The sequence below is a fragment of the Arthrobacter sp. NPDC097144 genome (assembly GCF_044762205.1).
Classification (GTDB): domain Bacteria; phylum Actinomycetota; class Actinomycetes; order Actinomycetales; family Micrococcaceae; genus Arthrobacter_B.
On sequence record NZ_JBIWDW010000001.1, the window covers coordinates 428,678 to 444,634 of the forward strand.

Annotated in this window: 16 protein-coding genes; all 16 read left to right on the forward strand. The window is 64.8% G+C overall.

Going from position 1 to position 15,957, the window contains the following annotated elements:
• Positions 1–6: 6 nt before the first annotated feature.
• Positions 7–1,524: a hypothetical protein gene (locus tag ACIQXM_RS01965; protein ID WP_400926799.1), complete on the forward strand. Its 1,518-nt coding sequence runs from the start codon at positions 7–9 to the stop codon at positions 1,522–1,524.
• 179 nt (positions 1,525–1,703) lie between these two features.
• Complete coding sequence (locus ACIQXM_RS01970) at positions 1,704–2,759, forward strand: phage minor head protein (protein WP_400926802.1); 1,056 nt, start codon at positions 1,704–1,706, stop codon at positions 2,757–2,759.
• A gap of 207 nt (positions 2,760–2,966) precedes the next feature.
• Positions 2,967–4,178 carry a hypothetical protein gene (locus ACIQXM_RS01975; protein WP_400926805.1) on the forward strand — a complete coding sequence of 404 codons (1,212 nt, stop codon included), beginning with the start codon at positions 2,967–2,969 and terminating at the stop codon, positions 4,176–4,178.
• Between the two features lie 2 nt (positions 4,179–4,180).
• On the forward strand, positions 4,181–4,516 hold the full coding sequence (locus tag ACIQXM_RS01980) for a DUF2190 family protein (RefSeq protein WP_400926808.1): 336 nt from the start codon (positions 4,181–4,183) through the stop codon (positions 4,514–4,516).
• 10 nt (positions 4,517–4,526) lie between these two features.
• Entirely contained in the window at positions 4,527–5,636 is a 1,110-nt protein-coding gene (locus tag ACIQXM_RS01985; protein WP_400926811.1) for a hypothetical protein, read from the forward strand.
• Between the two features lie 87 nt (positions 5,637–5,723).
• On the forward strand, positions 5,724–6,095 hold the full coding sequence (locus ACIQXM_RS01990) for a hypothetical protein (RefSeq protein WP_400926814.1): 372 nt from the start codon (positions 5,724–5,726) through the stop codon (positions 6,093–6,095).
• A complete protein-coding gene (locus ACIQXM_RS01995; protein WP_400926817.1) occupies positions 6,092–6,502 on the forward strand; it encodes a DUF6093 family protein in 411 nt (136 codons plus the stop codon). Before ACIQXM_RS01990 ends, ACIQXM_RS01995 begins: the two co-directional genes overlap by 4 nt.
• Before the next feature lie 9 nt (positions 6,503–6,511).
• Positions 6,512–6,880, forward strand: a complete 369-nt coding sequence (locus tag ACIQXM_RS02000; protein WP_400926820.1) for an HK97-gp10 family putative phage morphogenesis protein — start codon at positions 6,512–6,514, stop codon at positions 6,878–6,880.
• Positions 6,873–7,292 (forward strand): hypothetical protein, encoded by a 420-nt coding sequence (locus ACIQXM_RS02005; protein ID WP_400926823.1) that lies wholly within the window; start codon positions 6,873–6,875, stop codon positions 7,290–7,292. Before ACIQXM_RS02000 ends, ACIQXM_RS02005 begins: the two co-directional genes overlap by 8 nt.
• Before the next feature lie 8 nt (positions 7,293–7,300).
• Positions 7,301–7,570, forward strand: coding sequence for a hypothetical protein (locus ACIQXM_RS02010; RefSeq protein ID WP_400926826.1), 270 nt, complete (start codon positions 7,301–7,303; stop codon positions 7,568–7,570).
• Positions 7,571–8,089, forward strand: a complete 519-nt coding sequence (locus tag ACIQXM_RS02015; RefSeq protein WP_400926829.1) for a hypothetical protein — start codon at positions 7,571–7,573, stop codon at positions 8,087–8,089.
• A 100-nt stretch (positions 8,090–8,189) separates the two neighbouring features.
• Complete coding sequence (locus ACIQXM_RS02020) at positions 8,190–8,747, forward strand: hypothetical protein (protein WP_400926832.1); 558 nt, start codon at positions 8,190–8,192, stop codon at positions 8,745–8,747.
• Positions 8,748–8,836: 89 nt separating this feature from the next.
• Positions 8,837–9,079, forward strand: coding sequence for a hypothetical protein (locus tag ACIQXM_RS02025; protein WP_400926835.1), 243 nt, complete (start codon positions 8,837–8,839; stop codon positions 9,077–9,079).
• Between the two features lie 36 nt (positions 9,080–9,115).
• A complete protein-coding gene (locus tag ACIQXM_RS02030) occupies positions 9,116–12,895 on the forward strand; it encodes a phage tail tape measure protein (protein WP_400926838.1) in 3,780 nt (1,259 codons plus the stop codon).
• Positions 12,896–13,708: a hypothetical protein gene (locus ACIQXM_RS02035; protein ID WP_400926841.1), complete on the forward strand. Its 813-nt coding sequence runs from the start codon at positions 12,896–12,898 to the stop codon at positions 13,706–13,708. It abuts the gene before it with no gap.
• Positions 13,701–15,899 carry a hypothetical protein gene (locus ACIQXM_RS02040; RefSeq protein WP_400926844.1) on the forward strand — a complete coding sequence of 733 codons (2,199 nt, stop codon included), beginning with the start codon at positions 13,701–13,703 and terminating at the stop codon, positions 15,897–15,899. Before ACIQXM_RS02035 ends, ACIQXM_RS02040 begins: the two co-directional genes overlap by 8 nt.
• Positions 15,900–15,957 lie beyond the last annotated feature (58 nt).

The window sequence follows — 15,957 nt, forward strand, 5'->3', positions numbered from 1 at the left end:
GCCCGCATGGGTAAGATCGCCCAGTTCTTCGGACTCCAAGAAGCTGCCACGCCTGAGACCGGCGAGCTTGCCACGGCTCGGCACCAAGCAGAGCGGGCCATCGAGTCGATGGCACAGATGCAGCTGGCCATGGAAGACATGGGCTGGGAGAAGCTCACCGGGCAGTTCGCCCAAGAGTTCACCCGCGACGGCCTCAAGCGCGCCGCCGAGCTGTCCCGCATGATGGCCATCGCCAACCCGCTCATCAAGCGCGGCCTCGCCATCCGGGCCTCCTATGTGCATGGTCAGGGCGTCGGCATCACGGCCCGCGCTGACGGCGACAAAGGCGCGCAGGACGTGAACGCCGTCGTGCAGGCCTTCCTTGACGACGACTCTAACCGTGCCGCGCTTACCGGGCATCAGGCCAAGCTGCGGCTTGAAACCTCCATCGGCACGGACGGCAACATCTTCATTGCCCTGTTCACCAACCCGCTCATCGGCAAGGTGCAGGCCCGCACGCTCCCGTTCGACGAGATCACGGACAAGGTCACGCTCCCCGGCGACCGCATGGTCACCATGTTCTACCGGCGCGACTGGACCGAGAACAACATGCAGCACACGGCCTACTACCCGGACATCCGGTGGCGGCCGCTGACCCGCACGAAGTGGTACACCGACGGGCAGAACCGGTACGAGATCAGATGGGACTCCCCCGTCTACCACCTGCAGGACAACGGCCTCGACGGCTGGAAGTTCGGCATCGGCGACGCCTACGCTGCGCTCCCCTGGGCACGCGCCTACAAGGAGTTCCTCGAAGACTGGGTCCTGCTCGTCAAAGCCCTCTCCCGCATCGCCTTCCAGATGTCGAAGTCCAAGACGCCGCTCTCCCAGCAGTCCCGCGCAGCGCTGCAGGCGGCACCCGCGGGATCCATGGTGAATATGGGCGAGCAGAAGATCGAGGCCGTGCCCAAGACGGGTGCGACCATCGACTCCGAATCCGGACGCCCGGTAGCCACCATGGCCGCCGCCGCGCTCGGCGTGCCCGTCACCACGCTGATGGCCGACCCGGGCCAGACCGGTGCCCGCGCCGTTGCCGAGACTCTGAACCAGCCCACCATGCTTGAATTCAAGGGCCGGCAGGAACTGTGGACCGAAGCACTGCGCGCCATCCTCGGTTACGTTATCGACCAGGCCGTCATCGCACCGCGGGGCCCGCTCAAGGGCACCGTGACCCGGGAGCAGAACACGCTCACCGTGCAGCTGGCCGGCGACACTGACCGGACCATCGACTTCGAATGGCCGGATATCAACGAGATGCCCGTCGAGACGATCATGAAGGCGCTTGTGGACGCGGACGGCACCGGCAAGATGCCCCCGCTCGTCACCCTGCGCCTCATGCTGCGCGCTCTTGGCGTGCGCGACGTGGACGAAATCCTCGACGACATGACCGACGACGACGGCAACTGGGTGGATCCCGAAGCCAATGCTGGCGACCAGGCTGTGCAGGATTTCCGCCGCGGCGAGAACAAGGAGGCGGCACGGTGACCCTGCTATTGGCGTACGTCGGTTTGGTGGCCTTCGGTGCCCTGTTCGGCGTGGGGGTCTTCACCTTGCTGGGTATCTGGGACAGGTGGACCCGGTGACCCGGCGCGTAGTTGTCCAAGGTAAGTGGGGCCGCCACACGGCCGCCGAGTTCGAACTCATCGAGGATCTGGAGGACACGGATGGCGATCACCTCGCAGACGATGGCCCTCCTGTCGGCACGGCGACAGGAAGTGGATCAGGTCCTAGCAGACCTTGACCTAGCCCTCATCAGTGCATGGGTGGGTGCGTGGAATGATCTGTCCGTCGAGTTCGACGCAGCCCTGGCAGATCTCATGCTTGCGGCGAAGGACGGGCGAGTCACAGGCTCACAAGCCGCCAAGAATGTCCGGCTGCGCAAAGCCCTGTCGCTGGCTGTGGACCGACTCGACGAGCTGGCCCAGTTCGCCGAGGTGACCACGCAGGCCGACGTTATGCGCGTGGCCCTCGCGGCCGCCCAGTCACAGATTGATGTGGCGCTCTCCCAGCTGCCGCCGGCGGACCGCGTTGCCGTCCTGCCAACGTTTACCCGCGTGTCCGACGCAGCCCTGGATGCCATCGTCGCCCGGACCACACAGAACATTGCGACCGGCCTGCTGCCTCTCTCCGACGACGCCGTCGCTGTGATGAAGCGGAACCTCGTCCGGGGCATCGCGGTCGGTGACAACCCGCGCACCGTTGCGCGTCGCATGCTCCGGCAGGCTGAGCAGGGGTTCAATGGCGGGCTCACCCGGGCAATGACCATCGCCCGCACCGAAATGCTGGACGCACACCGCGCTGCGGGCAAGGCCGCCGACATGGCCAACACGGACATCACCACGGGCTGGATCTGGGGCGCCTCACTGGATGCACGGACCTGCCCTTCATGCATCGCACAACACGGGCAGCTGCATCCCGTCGAAGAAGACGGCCCCATCGACCACCATCAAGGCCGCTGCGCACGGATCCCGAAGACGAAGACGTGGAAAGAACTCGGCTTCGACATCGAGGAACCCGCGGACCTCATGCAGGACTCCCGCGAATGGTTCGACGGACTCACCGACGACACCAAGCGCCAGATCATGGGCGCCGAGCGGCTGGAACTGCTCAACTCCGGCGCGATCAAGTGGGAAGACCTCTCCACCAGGCGGACAACGGACGGATGGCGCGACGCCATGCACGTCACGCCCGTAAGAGACCTCCGGGGCCTCGCTACTTAGTACGCGCCCCTGGCTGGTCGTAGCTCAAAGCCCCGCACCATCTGCACTGAGTCACCATGCTCGCCGTGCCAACCACGAGCTGCAGGCTGTGCAGCACCCACTGGTGGCCGCTGCACTCGCCCGGGCCAGTGCCCTCATTGCTGTCATCCATTCCCACACGCTCAGCCTACACACCGCCCCGTCGGTGACTACTTGCCGGGAGGCATCATGGCCAAACGCATCACCGAATCCACGACCGCGCCCATGAAGACCGGCCCCGGCAAGGTCCTGCTCGAACTCATAACGCCCGGGCAGGGCTCCAGCGGCTACTACTCGCCCGACGTGCTGGAGCAGGCCGCCAAGGACAAGGTATTCCCCCGCGGAACCCAGTCCCACATCAACCACGACACCGAGCTGGAGCGCCACGACCGCCCCGCCGGCGACCTCCGAAACCTTGTCGGCGTCACACTCGAAGACGCCTACATCAAGGACGGCAAGCTCGTCGCGGAAACACGGATCAGCAGCGCATGGAAGGACTTCGTCGAGGAGTTCCACGAATTCATCGGCGCATCCATCAACGCCCAAGCGGAGGTGTCCGAGGACGGGCAGACCATTGAACGGATCCTCCCCTCCCCCTTCAACCGGGTGGACTTCGTGACCGTCGCTGGTCGCGGCGGCCGTGTAGCCGAGGTGCTGGAGTCGGCAAAGGTCATCGAGAACCGCTCCATCAGAGCCACCGAGACCACAGCCAACGACGTCGAGTCCTACCTGCGCGCCGCCGTCCGCGACGCCCACCGCACCGAGGACGACTACGCGTGGCTTCAGGACTACGACGACGCCGCCGTCTACTTCGACAAGCAGGGCCGCACCTACAAGCAGGCCTACTCCATTGCCGGCGTGAACGTGACGCTGCAGGGCGAGCCTCAAGAGGTCCGCCGCCGCGTCGAATACGACCCGGTCAACGTACAGGCCGCCGAGACCGCCCCCAAAGATTCCCCGTCGAACCCGGCTGGGGCAACCGAAAACAGGAAGGAGCCCACCGTGGCTACTACCAACATCGAGGAGTCCGAGCTGTCGGCCCTCCGTGCAGACGCCAGCCGGGCCGCCGCGCTGGAAGCCGAGAACAAGGCACTGCGCGAATCCGCCGTGAAAGCTGAGGCCGCGAAGATCGTCGCCGAGGCTTTCGATGGCGTCGAAGCACCCAAGACCGCCGCCCGCCTGGCCGAGTCCTTCAAGCTCACCGCCGACGGCCAGCTCGACGCCGCAGCGCTCAAGGCTGAGGCCGAAGAATCCGCCGCAGAGTGGAAGGTCGCCCACGGCGCCGGAAGCGTCACCGGCGTCGGCGACACCACGCCTCCTGCACCGGTGGCCATCACCACAGAATCCGCCCGCGAACAGATCCTCGCGGCATCCGGCTACACCCCGAAGGGAGCCAATTAAACATGGCAAAGAACGGCAACAAGCCCCACGCCCTGCACATCAGCCTGCCCGTTCCCGCCGGCGTGAAGGCCGGCGATCCGGTCAGCGTCGGCAATATCCGCGGCGTCGCCCAGATCGACCGCGACGCCGATGGCAAATCCACCCTGTGGCTTGACGGCAGCTGGGACCTCACGGTCACCGGCGCTCTCGCCACAGTCGGACTGCCCGTCTACATCAAGTCCGACCGCACCCTCTCGGCCACCGCCGCAGACGGCGTGCTGTTCGGCACCGCCCTCGCAACAAAGGCCGCCGCGGCCGGAGTCGTCGAAGTGGCCCCCATCGGTTACGCCCAGGTCTAGGAGGACCACAATGACGATTCTCAACACCGAAGAACTCCTGGCCGCTGAGGCCTGGGAGAAACGCAACACCCCTTCCGCCGATTTCCTCGGCAAGGCGGTGGAAGCCTCGAAGCTGTTCAACGAGGGCCTGTCCGGGCGCAACCCGTTCAAGAAGGCCATGCTCGCTGAGGCCCTCACCACCTCGGACTTCAACATCTACCTCGGCAAGGCGTTCGACGTCGAGATGCTGGCGAAGTACGAAGACCTCAATCCGGAATGGCCGAAGATCGCCAAGCCGACGACGGTGAAGAACTTCAAGCCGAAGACGTACAAGGAACTGTTCGGCGGCCGCGGCCCCCTGGACAAGGTTGCCGAAGGCGAAGAGTACAAGGAACGCAAGAAGTCCGACGCCGAGTACGAGCTGAAGGCAGCCAAGTTCGGAAACATCTTCAAGCTGACCTTCGAGCTCATCAAGAACGACGAGATCGGGGAGCTGCGCAGCCTGCCTTCCGACCTGGCGCAGGGTGCCATCGAGACCGAGGACAAGGCCGCCTTCGAGGCGTTCGTGTCGTCCTCGGGCCCGAACACGCAGTTCTTCAAGGCTGCGAACGGCAACGCCGTGGACAACAAGCCGTTCACACGCGAAAACGTTCAGGCTGCCTACGTGGCCATCAGCAAGCGCAAGGACAAGAACGGCAACCCGGTCCGCATCGCTGGCCAGAAGCTGAACATCATCGTCCCTGCCGCCCTGCTGTTTGAGGCCGAGCAGATCGTCAACGCCCCGACGATCCCGGACCCCGCCGGCGGTTCCGGAACCATCCCGAACCCGCTGGCCGGGAAGTTCAACACGGTGGTGTCCGACTACCTGACTGTGGTCAACACCTCCACCAAGGCAGACGCCACCTGGTACATCCTGCCCGCACCCACCGCGGCACGCCCCGCACTGGTTGTGGCCAAGATGCTCGGCGAGGAACAGCCGGACATTCGGGTCAAGGCAGACACGGGCAACCGCGTCGGCGGCGGCTCCATCGCACCGGAAGAAGGATCGTTCGGAGACGACACGATCACCTACCGCGGCCGCCACATCATCGGCGCCGGCACCCTGGATCCGCTGGCGACCTACGCGTCCACCGGCGAGTAGATCCTCCCCGGGCCCCGCGCTGACCAATAGGGCGAATCAATCCCAGCGCGGGGCCCGCCCCCAAACTTCATAGCGACCGGAGGCACCATGGCCATCGACTTCTCTACGCCTGTCGGGCGTGTCCGCCTCCTGATCGCTGACCTTGATGAGTCCGCGTTCCTCCTCAGCAATGAGGTTGTGGACGCTTACCTCGGGTTCCACGAGGAGAACGTCTACCGTGCCGCTGCTGACGCGATGGACGCCATGGCAACCTCCGATGTGCTGCTCTCCCGCAAGATCCGCACACAGGACCTCCAGACGGATGGGCCGGCCGTTGCCACGGACCTGCGGAAGCGCGCCGCTGAGCTGCGTGCCCGGGCCGATGCGGAGGACGCCAAGGCCGCTGACACCGGCGACGTGTTCGAGGTCATCCCCTTCCACCCGTACGGCAAACCCGAGGGTGCGGAGGCCCGCTGGTGAGCCCGCTGCCAGGCTGGAACGTCATCCCGCCGGGTTGGGCCGAGCATCACCAGCCCACCGCCGAGGCGACCATGACCGCGGACGCCATGTTCACGCGCATCAGCGAAGGCCCCGCCCCGTTCCCCGTCCCTGACGGCTGGGACGCGACAGAGACCATCTGGTCCACGAAGGTCCGAGTGCAGGGCCTGAACCGGGAAGGCTCCGGCGTCGCCGCCGAGCAGCCCGTCTACACCCGCGAATACCTCGTCACCGCACCCGTCGATGGCCCGCCGATCCGCTCAGGTGAACGCGGAGACATCATCGTCGTCCTCGGTCGGACCCTGCGCATCACCAACGAACAGTTCAGCTCCCTCCCCTGGGAGCGGGACTTCACCTGCGTGGACAACCTCACCCAACAGAACCCGTAGGAGGCAGCCGTGGGAATCGAAAACGGGGCACTCCGCCGGTTTAGCGCCGACATTGCCCGAGCCCAGGCCACCACCGGGAAGCTCGTCCAGACCGTCGTACGCAAGACCGCCCGGGACATCGTCAAGGACGCCAAGCAACTGGCTCCGGTGGATACCGGGAACCTCAAGGCATCCATCGGCCACTCCGATCTGCGCAGCGTCGGCCAGGCCGGCGACCTGTCCGTGGAGATAGGCCCGACCGCCAACTATGGCGTGTTCCTCGAAATGGGAACCTCCCGTGCGCCGGCCCAGCCCTTCATGGGCCCGGCCGCGGACCGCAACGCCGGCCCGTTCGAGCAGGCGCTGGCCCAGATCGCTGAGGAGGGCCTGCGTGGCTGACGCCTTGCCGTTGCGCGCCGCTGTCATAGCTGCACTCCGCACCATCCGAGGCATCACCGTCTACGACGGGTACGTGCCGGAAAAGGTCCCGGTGGACGGCTCGCAGTTCATCCTGCCCTACGTCGTCTTCTACGGCGGCGTCGGCGACGAAATCCCCGAACGTGACCTCTCTGCCCGGGTGGATATGGGCGGCCTCCGCTGGGACGTGCAGACCACGTCAGTGGGCGCCAACCCAGATATCTGCGTCAACGTCGCGCAGACCGTCCGCCGGACACTCACCAACCTGCCGCTCGGCACCCACTACCTGCTGCCGAACCCGGACGGCTTCAAGCAGGAGACCCCCATCAGGGACACCACCATCACCCCGGCCCGCTTCATGCTGCCCGCACCGTGGCGGCTCGACACCACCTAGGAGGCCCCATGGCCAACGACTGGATCCGCGTCAGAGACACCCGCACCGACGAAATCCTCCCCCACCGTGTGCCCCGCGCTCATTTGGACAGCTTCGACCACCTCAAAGAGGTCCCGTCCAGCCGCAAACGCGCCGACCGCGCCACCGTGACCGAGCCCGTGCAGCCCACTGCCGGCGTCCCCGTCACCGAACCCCACACTCCCGCCAAACGCGGGCAGGCCGCTCCGGCCACCACCATCCAGGAACCGGCCAAGCCGGAGGAATCCAAGGAGGCATAAATGCCCAAGTCACTCGCAGACGGCCGCGTCAAAGTCGTAGCCCTCTCCACCAAGCCTGCCAACCCGTACGCGCCGACCATCGCGGAGCTGACCGCGGGCGTGGACATCAGCTGCCGCATCCTGTCCAGCGACTACGCGCTCGGGCCGACGACGTCGGACCGGATCGCGGAGAAGGAGCTGTGCAAGGAAGGCAACGCCAACGCAATCGGCGCTTCCAACTACGCCGGATCCGTCACTCCGTTCCGGTACTTCGACGAGACCACCAACCAGGCGCACAAGACCGAGGACGAGGTCTACCAGCTGCTCAAGGAAAAGGGCACCACCCTCTACCTGTACGAGCGGCAGACCTCGAAGAAGTCCACCGCGGACTTCGCTGCCGGGGATGAGGTGGACGGCTACGAGGTCGTCACCGACAACCCGCAGAAGCCGTCCGACATGGGCGGCTACATCAAGCGTGTGGTCCCGCTGGAAGTCCAGGACGCATGGACCAACGGCGTTGTCGGTGGCGCCGCAGCGTAACCCCACGAACTGGTCGGCCCCTGTGAATTCAGGCTCCGGGGGCCGACCGCACCACGCAGTACCGAGCCTGAAACCCACCAACTTTGGAGCCTGAAACCCCATGACCAAGAAACTCGATCCCAACGCTTTCAACTTCTCTGACTGGTTCGGCGACGCCAACCGTCCGGAGGAATCCGCTGACGTCTTCACGCGCAACTCGCTGGTTAGCGAGATCAACCGGCTGCAGCGCCAGATCGAAGAAGACGACCGCGCCGCCGACCCCGAGGCATCCCTCGGCGACGAAGCCGTAAGCGCCAACGAGGAGGAGCTGGCAGAGCTGCTGCAGCAGTTCGTCGATTCCAAGGTCACCGTCTACGTCAAAGCGCTCACTCCCGGGGAACGCACCGCCATCCGCAAGGCGCACGAGGCGTCCAAACAGCCGGACGAAGACTTCGTCATCCGCATCCTGGCGGCATCCATTGCCGCCCTGCGCAAGCCAGGTAAGGAGCGGACGCCGGTCAGCATGTCGTACGGCGACGTCCTCAAGCTGGCCGCACAGATTGGTGACGCCCAGATCGAAGCCCTGTTCAACGCCTACCGGCAGGCCACCTCCGGGCTGCCCACCGTGGACGCAGATTTTTTGCTCAAGCGCTCTGGACGCGAGAGCACCAAGGAATAGTCGCCGCCCTCAAGACGGCGACCCGGACCGGGCGGGCGCCGTCGGAATACCTCGGATTCGAGGATGAGCACAAAGACCGTCTCCTCGAGGTGGCCTACACCATCTACCTCGACGGCATCTGCTCCTGCGGGTGGCCCATGGTCATCTGCCGCGACCCCGAAAACGACGGTTGGTTCGAAATCCCCGACAAGGTCAGCGTCTGCCAAGTGCAGGCCGTGATCGACCGGGAAAGCAAAGACCGGCAGGGCAATGACAACTACACGCCCGCAGCGGGCGAAATTCTCAACGTGATTTACACCCGGGGCGCCGAGTCGGAGGACCCCGACGACTAAGGCCATGCGTTTCCCACAGCACCTTTGGAGGCACACATGACCACTCGTTCCGTCATCGTCGAACTGCAGGCACGGGTCGGCTCCTACATCTCCGACTTCGGCAAAGCGAAGCAGTCCACCGACCAGCTAGCCCAGGCTCAGGACAAAGCAGGCCGGAGCGTAGACCAGGCTGCGCAGGCACAGGACAAGGCCGCCGGCAGCGCGGACAAGTCCAGTCAGTCGACCAAGCGGTCTGCCGCAGCGCTGGCGGAGGAAGCGGCAGCTGCCCAGAATTCCGCCAAGGCTCTCGGCCTGCAGTACAACGCCAGTGGGCAGCTGACGGACGCCAATGGCAAGGTACTCAGCTCCTCGCAGGCTGCAGCGCAGGGCATGGGCCAGTTCTCTGATGCCGTCTACCTGACCGCACACGCGGCGGAAGAAGCCGGAGACAGCGCAGGCAAGGCCACCAGCGGGCTGGACCGGCTGGCGGACTCTGCCGAGAAGAACCGGGACGCATGGGACAAGGCCGGCGGAACTCTCACGGCTTTCGGAGTATCCACCGTCGCTGTGCTCGGCGCGACGGCGAAGGCCGCCATGGACTGGCAGTCCGCTTGGGCGGGCGTCACCAAGACTGTGGATGGCTCACCGGAGCAGATGGCGGAACTGGAAGATGGCCTCCGCGGACTGGCGAAAACGCTGCCCATTACCCATGCCGAGATTGCCGGGGTGGCTGAGGCTGCCGGCCAGCTCGGTGTGGCACGGAAGGACGTTCTCGGCTTCACCAAGACCATGGTGGACCTCGGTGTCTCTACGAACCTGACCGCTGAGGAAGCTGCCACGGACATCGCCCAGATCAGCAACGTTATGGGCACCATGTCCCGTGAAGGCGCTCAGGGCGTGGCCCGGTTCGGCTCCGCACTCGTGGCGCTCGGTAACGACGGCGCCTCCACGGAGAAGGAAATTCTCTCCATGGCCCAGCGCATCGCCGGCGCCGGTGCCACCGTTGGTGCGACAGAGGTCGAAGTCCTGGCCCTGTCCAACACCCTTGCCTCCATGGGTATCCGGGCTGAGCTCGGTGGTGGCGTCACCACACGTGTCCTACTGAAAATGTTCACCGCCGTGAAGGAAGGCGGCGAGACACTAGGCAGCTTTGCGAAGGCAGCCGGTGTCAGCGCGGACGAATTCTCCAAGGCCTACAGCGAGTCCCCGGTCAAGGCGCTGGATATGGTCGCGCAGGGGCTCAACAGGGTGAATCAGGATGGCGGCAACGTCGTCGAGGTAATGAAGGACCTCGGCATCAAGGGCACCGAAGAAATTCAGGTCATGCTTTCCCTGGCCAACTCCGGAACCCTGCTCGCTGACTCCCTGGCCCTTGGCTCCAAGGCGTGGTCCGAAAACACTGCCCTGATCGAGGAGGCTACGAAACGGTACGACACCGCCGACAGCAAGGTGCGGATCGCATGGAACAACATCAAGGACGCGGCCATCAGCGCCGGCGCCGTGCTGCTGCCGGTCATCGCCGGTATTGCCGACGGCGTCAGCGATCTGGCCGGCTTCTTTGGGGACCTGCCTGCCCCGGTGCAGGGTGCACTCACCGTGCTCGGCGGCATGGTCGGCGTCTCTGCCCTGCTTGCAGGCGGGTTCCTTGTGCTCTTCCCTCGGGTCATGGATGTGGTGGGTGCATTCAAGACTCTTGGCGTTTCCGGCGGAAACCTCGGTGGAAAGATGAAAACGCTCGGTAAAGCGATGGGCATCGCCTCAGTCGTTATGGCTGCTGTCGCCGCCGTGACAGCACTGCACAATGCTGCCCAGCCAGCTGCTGTCTCGACGGGTGAACTCACACAAGCGCTGCTCGGGCTCAAAAAGAACTCCGGCTCTCTTGATGACGTGTTCGCTGGCCTGAAATCCGACGACACCGGCCGCATTCTGGCAGACGTCAACAACGTCGGCGAGGCATTGGAGAAGCTAAAAAACCCCGGAGTCTACGGGTCTATCTCCTCCTTCGGCGCCACAGTTTTGAACGTGGACAACGACACTGCCAAGCTGCTTGCGACCTTCTCCACAATGGATCAAACCCTCGCGGGCGCCGTCAGTTCCGGCAATTTTGAGCAGGCATCCGCGGGCTTCAAATCCATCGCCGAGAGTGCCGCGAAGTCGGGGTACTCCCTCGAAGAGACGAGGGATGCCTTCCCCGTCTATATCGAATCGCTGCGGGAGTTAGCATCAGCCGCGGGCGAAACCGTGTCCGAGCAAGACATCCTCAAATGGGCGATGGGCGAAATCCCGGCCGTCATGCAGGACGCCGCGGCGGCCACGGACGGCGCCGCAGTGGCCACCGACGGCATGACAGCATCCGAAGAGGCCGCAGCTGCAGCCTCTGAAGAATTTGTTGAGGCCATGGAGGAGATCGGCCTGTCCACGGACGGCACCATTACCAGCCTGGAGAAGTTTGCGGACGCCCTGTTCGCCGCCGGGCTGGCCACCATGTCCAGCAGGGACGCAGCGTTCGGATGGGAGCAGACTCTGCGCGGCCTTGACGGACAGGTGGCCGAAGTCGTCAACAGCCAGGCCGAACTGGGCAGCGCTATCAACGCTACCGGCACGGACTTCAACCTGATGACCGACTCTGGCGCCTCGGCCAACGCGGTATTCCAGGACATTATCAAGGAAGGGCTGGGTGTAGCCCAAACGTTCAGCGGGGACCTGTCCAAGTCTGCGGCAGATATAAACCAGCAGCTGCACGACACCTACGATGCTGGCGTGGCCGCAAACATGGGCCTGGGTCTGAGCGAGGAAGCCGCCATCGCGCTCACTCGGGAGGCTTTGAAGATCCCCCGGGACGTGTCCATTGAAACTTGGATGGATGAGGAAGCACTGCGTTTATCCGGCAACTTGGGCACCGCAGTGGAGGAAATCCCCCAGCACATCCAGATTCAGACTTCCATGGATGAGGCCGCGTTCAATACGGCCGGCGCTACCAAGGCTTCGGCTGAGGACGTGCCGGACCAGGTGACCATCGACTCGTGGATGGCCGACGAGGCGTTCATTGAAGCGATACGTACCAGGGCAGCAGCAGAGGGTATCCCGCCGGATGTCGCAGTCGCCTCCTTCATGGAATCGGCAGCGCGGAATGAGGCGGACGAAACCACGGCGCAGATCCTGAAAATCCCAAAGGGTGCCAGCGTTACGTCCTACATGGATGCTTACGCCCGGGCCGAGGCGCAGCGCCTAACCGGTGAGCTGAACGCCATCGACGGGCGCAACGTAACTGCCACCGCGACGTTTGTCCGCAACGAAGTCCTGAACAACATCATCCACACCATCCGCACCGGCGAGAACGCGCCCGCCCCCAGCGGGCCGGGCTCGGCGGGATATGGCGTGCTGGCAGGTCAGGCCACCGGTGGCCGCGTGGACGAGATCCCGGGGTTCCCAACCGGGGGGCGGGTGCCGGGGCAACGGTCCGCGAACGTCGGTAAGGACAACGTCCTGGCCATGGTGGATGGAAAGCCGCTGGGGCTGGAAGGCACTGAGTGGGTCATCAACCCGAACAGCTCCGATCGTTACGACAAGGAACTGGCGGCCATCAATGCCGGGTCCTTCCCGAAGGGCACCCTTTCGGGTGCTTCCTTCGGGCGGGAGTACGCGGCACCGGCGCCTACCTACGGTGTCGGCGGCACAGGGGCAATCCCGTCAACTGTGAGCCTCCATCCGGAGGACCGGGCACTGCTGCAGGCCGTAGCGGCCGCAGCCGACCGCCCATTCGTCGCCACACTAAACGGGCGCGAACTCATCACGGCACACCGCCGGGCTGAACAAACGGCAAAGCAAGGAGCATAGGTGACCACGTACTTAGGGCCCCTTGGGAACCTGATCGGGTTCGAGAAGATGTCTGGCGAACAGATCGAAGCGGCGGACAACGCGAGGTTCAAGACCACGCTGGCCGGGGTGCAGAAAGCTCAACTGAGTTCGACCGCGCCCCGGTCCTGGCAGGTTGACATCAACGCAGCCGGGCCCGGTCACATCGGCCACCTCACGGGGCTGCTGGCTGGCTTGTATGGTCCGCCGCCGTGGTTGTATATCGGTCCCTGGGCGCAGGTCACCAATATGTTCACCCCGCAGGTGTCCACGCTGGCACCCGGAACATGGACGGGTACAGGGATGGCGGGCGGACCTCTACTTCTGGCAGACGGAACCATGCCCCGGTATTCCATTGCGAACACCGCCGGAACCGCGTTCTACCTGCCAGCCATGCCCGTTGTCCTGGGCGTGCCGGTGACGGCTTCAATCTGGGGTGCCGGAGACACGGAGTTCTCCCTGTCCCTGATCTTCCGTGATGCCGCCGGCACCACGTTGGACACCATCACCAACAGGGTTCAGGCCACCATGGCGGAACCGCCCCGGCGCGGTTCCGTGACCGCCACGCCGCCGCCCGGCTCTGCGGACGTTCGTGTCCGGGTCACGGGTGCGAAGGTCGCAGCCCTCCCGGCATTTACGTGGACGCGGGATATGGCGCCGTGGGTGGTGGGCGAGGGCGTACCGAAGGTTGTTGCCCGCGGCCTGTCGAAAGCGGTGCTCCTTGCCTCACGGGAGAAAGCGCTACTGCGCCGTCTCAGTTTGAACTTCACTTTGGAAGAGGTAGGCAATGCGTGATGTTCCGGGCTGGCCATCCAGCACAGATGTTCTGGAACCAATAGTTCGGGTCACCCACAAGGGCGCCGCCCGCGATGTGGACGGGGTGACCATCTCCCGTTCCCTGCCCTCCACGCTGCATGCACAGGTCGCCCGGGTGGGTGGCTTAACGCAGGCGACTGGCAAGGTGGACTGGTCGTCACGCACGGACGTGGAGACAGCCCGGGCCACCGGATTCAATCGGACCAACAGTTGGCCGCCGGCAGTTCGAGACAAGGTGGACATCTCCACCGGCTACCGCACAGAATCCGGCGATCTGCTGGTGCGGCAACTGACCGGCTCGGTACTCAGCGGCAACGGAGACCCTCAGGGTTCCACTGAGTCTGAGCTGGTCGATCCCATTGCCAGGCTCTCCCGCACCGTGAACCTTCCTCCTCTGCTGAACAACATGCCTCCGTTGACCGACGGCGGGACATGGCGTGGCGTGGGCCTGTACCCCACGTTCTTCACAGACAAGGCAGCCCGGGCCGGGTCCTTCAACTCCACCCCGGGCATGGCCAACGGCTGTGTATTCTCGGCCCCGCTTATGGGGAGCGCATGGCCGGAGCGCGGCACTCTCGTCACCGGGTTGCGCTACACCGACCGTAACAACGCCAACGCCATCTGGCAGGAAACACCGTGGGGCCTCGGAGCCAGTGACACCCTGCTGATCTACAAGCCGTCCGGCACCACCACACTGGACCGGCCGATGGAGATTACCGCTATGGCCCCGGGGCGCCCCGATGCCCGTTCGGTGGTCGAAGCCGGATGGGCTGGTGCCGAGATCGGGTTGGAATTCCGGTCCGGCAAGGTCTGCGGCACCCGGGATGGCGTCACGGTCTGCGAGTTGCCATACGCTGACGGGCACGTCTTCACGCTGCGGGTTCTACCCAGCGGATCCACGCTGCAGTACACGCTCCGGGATGCCGTGGGTCGGGAAGCCACGGGCAGCACAGGCAAGCCAACCGCCACGAACTCTGCCATGGCCGAGGTGCGGGTGGCTTCCACAGCCGCCGGCGCCCTGATCGGCGGCGCACAGGTCGCCTTCCCGAGCACGGCGTGGGCGTCCGTCGGGTACACGCGCAGTGCATTCATCACCCCGTCCACGTACAACGGCACTCTTGCGGCCTCTCCTCCCATTCAGGATGAGACGGCACGGTCCCTGCTCGAAGCGCAGGCCACAGCCGAACTGGCAGGCCTGTGGATCGACGGGGACGGGGCGCTGCACTGGGTCAACCGACTCCGTCTCACCGGCGCCGCCCCCGTTGCCACACTCACCTCTAAGGACAACCTGCTCTCCCTTCCCTGGGAGGAAGACTTCGCCGCGGTGTCGTCCGTCGTCACTGTCACCAGCCGCAGCCCTGAGGCCATCATGCAATCCAAGTACCCCCTGCACGAGGTCTGGCGCAGCAGCTACAGCAAAGTCAACGCTGACGGAACGGAGATCTTCGAGGAGCTTCTGCACCCGGACACGGACGAAGACTGGATCATGGTCGACACGCGTTTCGACAACGATTATGCGGATGCCAACAACATGCGAGGGTCCGATGTCGCCGTCTACTACTTCTTCGAAAACGATCTGGAACCGGGGCAGGGCGGCTCCGTCTCATCTGAGGGGTACCAACGCGCATGGGTGGGTGCCACGCTGAGGTTCATCGACCACAGGACATACAAGCTGACCACCACCGTCTACGCGGTGAGTACACCAGCCTGGGATGAGTACGAGTTCAGCCTCCAGATCCCTACCGAACACCAAAGCGTGAGTGGCGGTGGATGGCAGGCGAACCTCGGCGGGATGAACTTCCCGGTCATCCGGGCCTACGGGAAGGTTATGTGGACCGACGTCACTTACAGCGCAGACGCCGGGACATGGGATGCCCCCGCGCTCTCTCACGACGTCGGTTGGTGGGTGCAGGACGCCGGCGAATGTCAGGCCATCGCCAACTACCTCGCCCGAAACACCACTACCGCCCAACCGTTCCTTTCCGCGGTGAGCATCATCCCGGACGCCCGGCTAGAGCGTGGCGACGTCGTCACCTTAGTGGACCCCGACCTGACTGGCATCGAGTACCGATGCCTGGTGGTCGGGATCGAAGACCGCATATCCGGCAGCCCGCTCACCTGGGATCAGACCTGCGACTTCCGGGTCATCGACTACAAAGCGGTGGCCTAGCACCGGCATTCAACCGAGCACCCCGCGGGGTGCTTTTCTTTTACCCACCCGCAGGGAG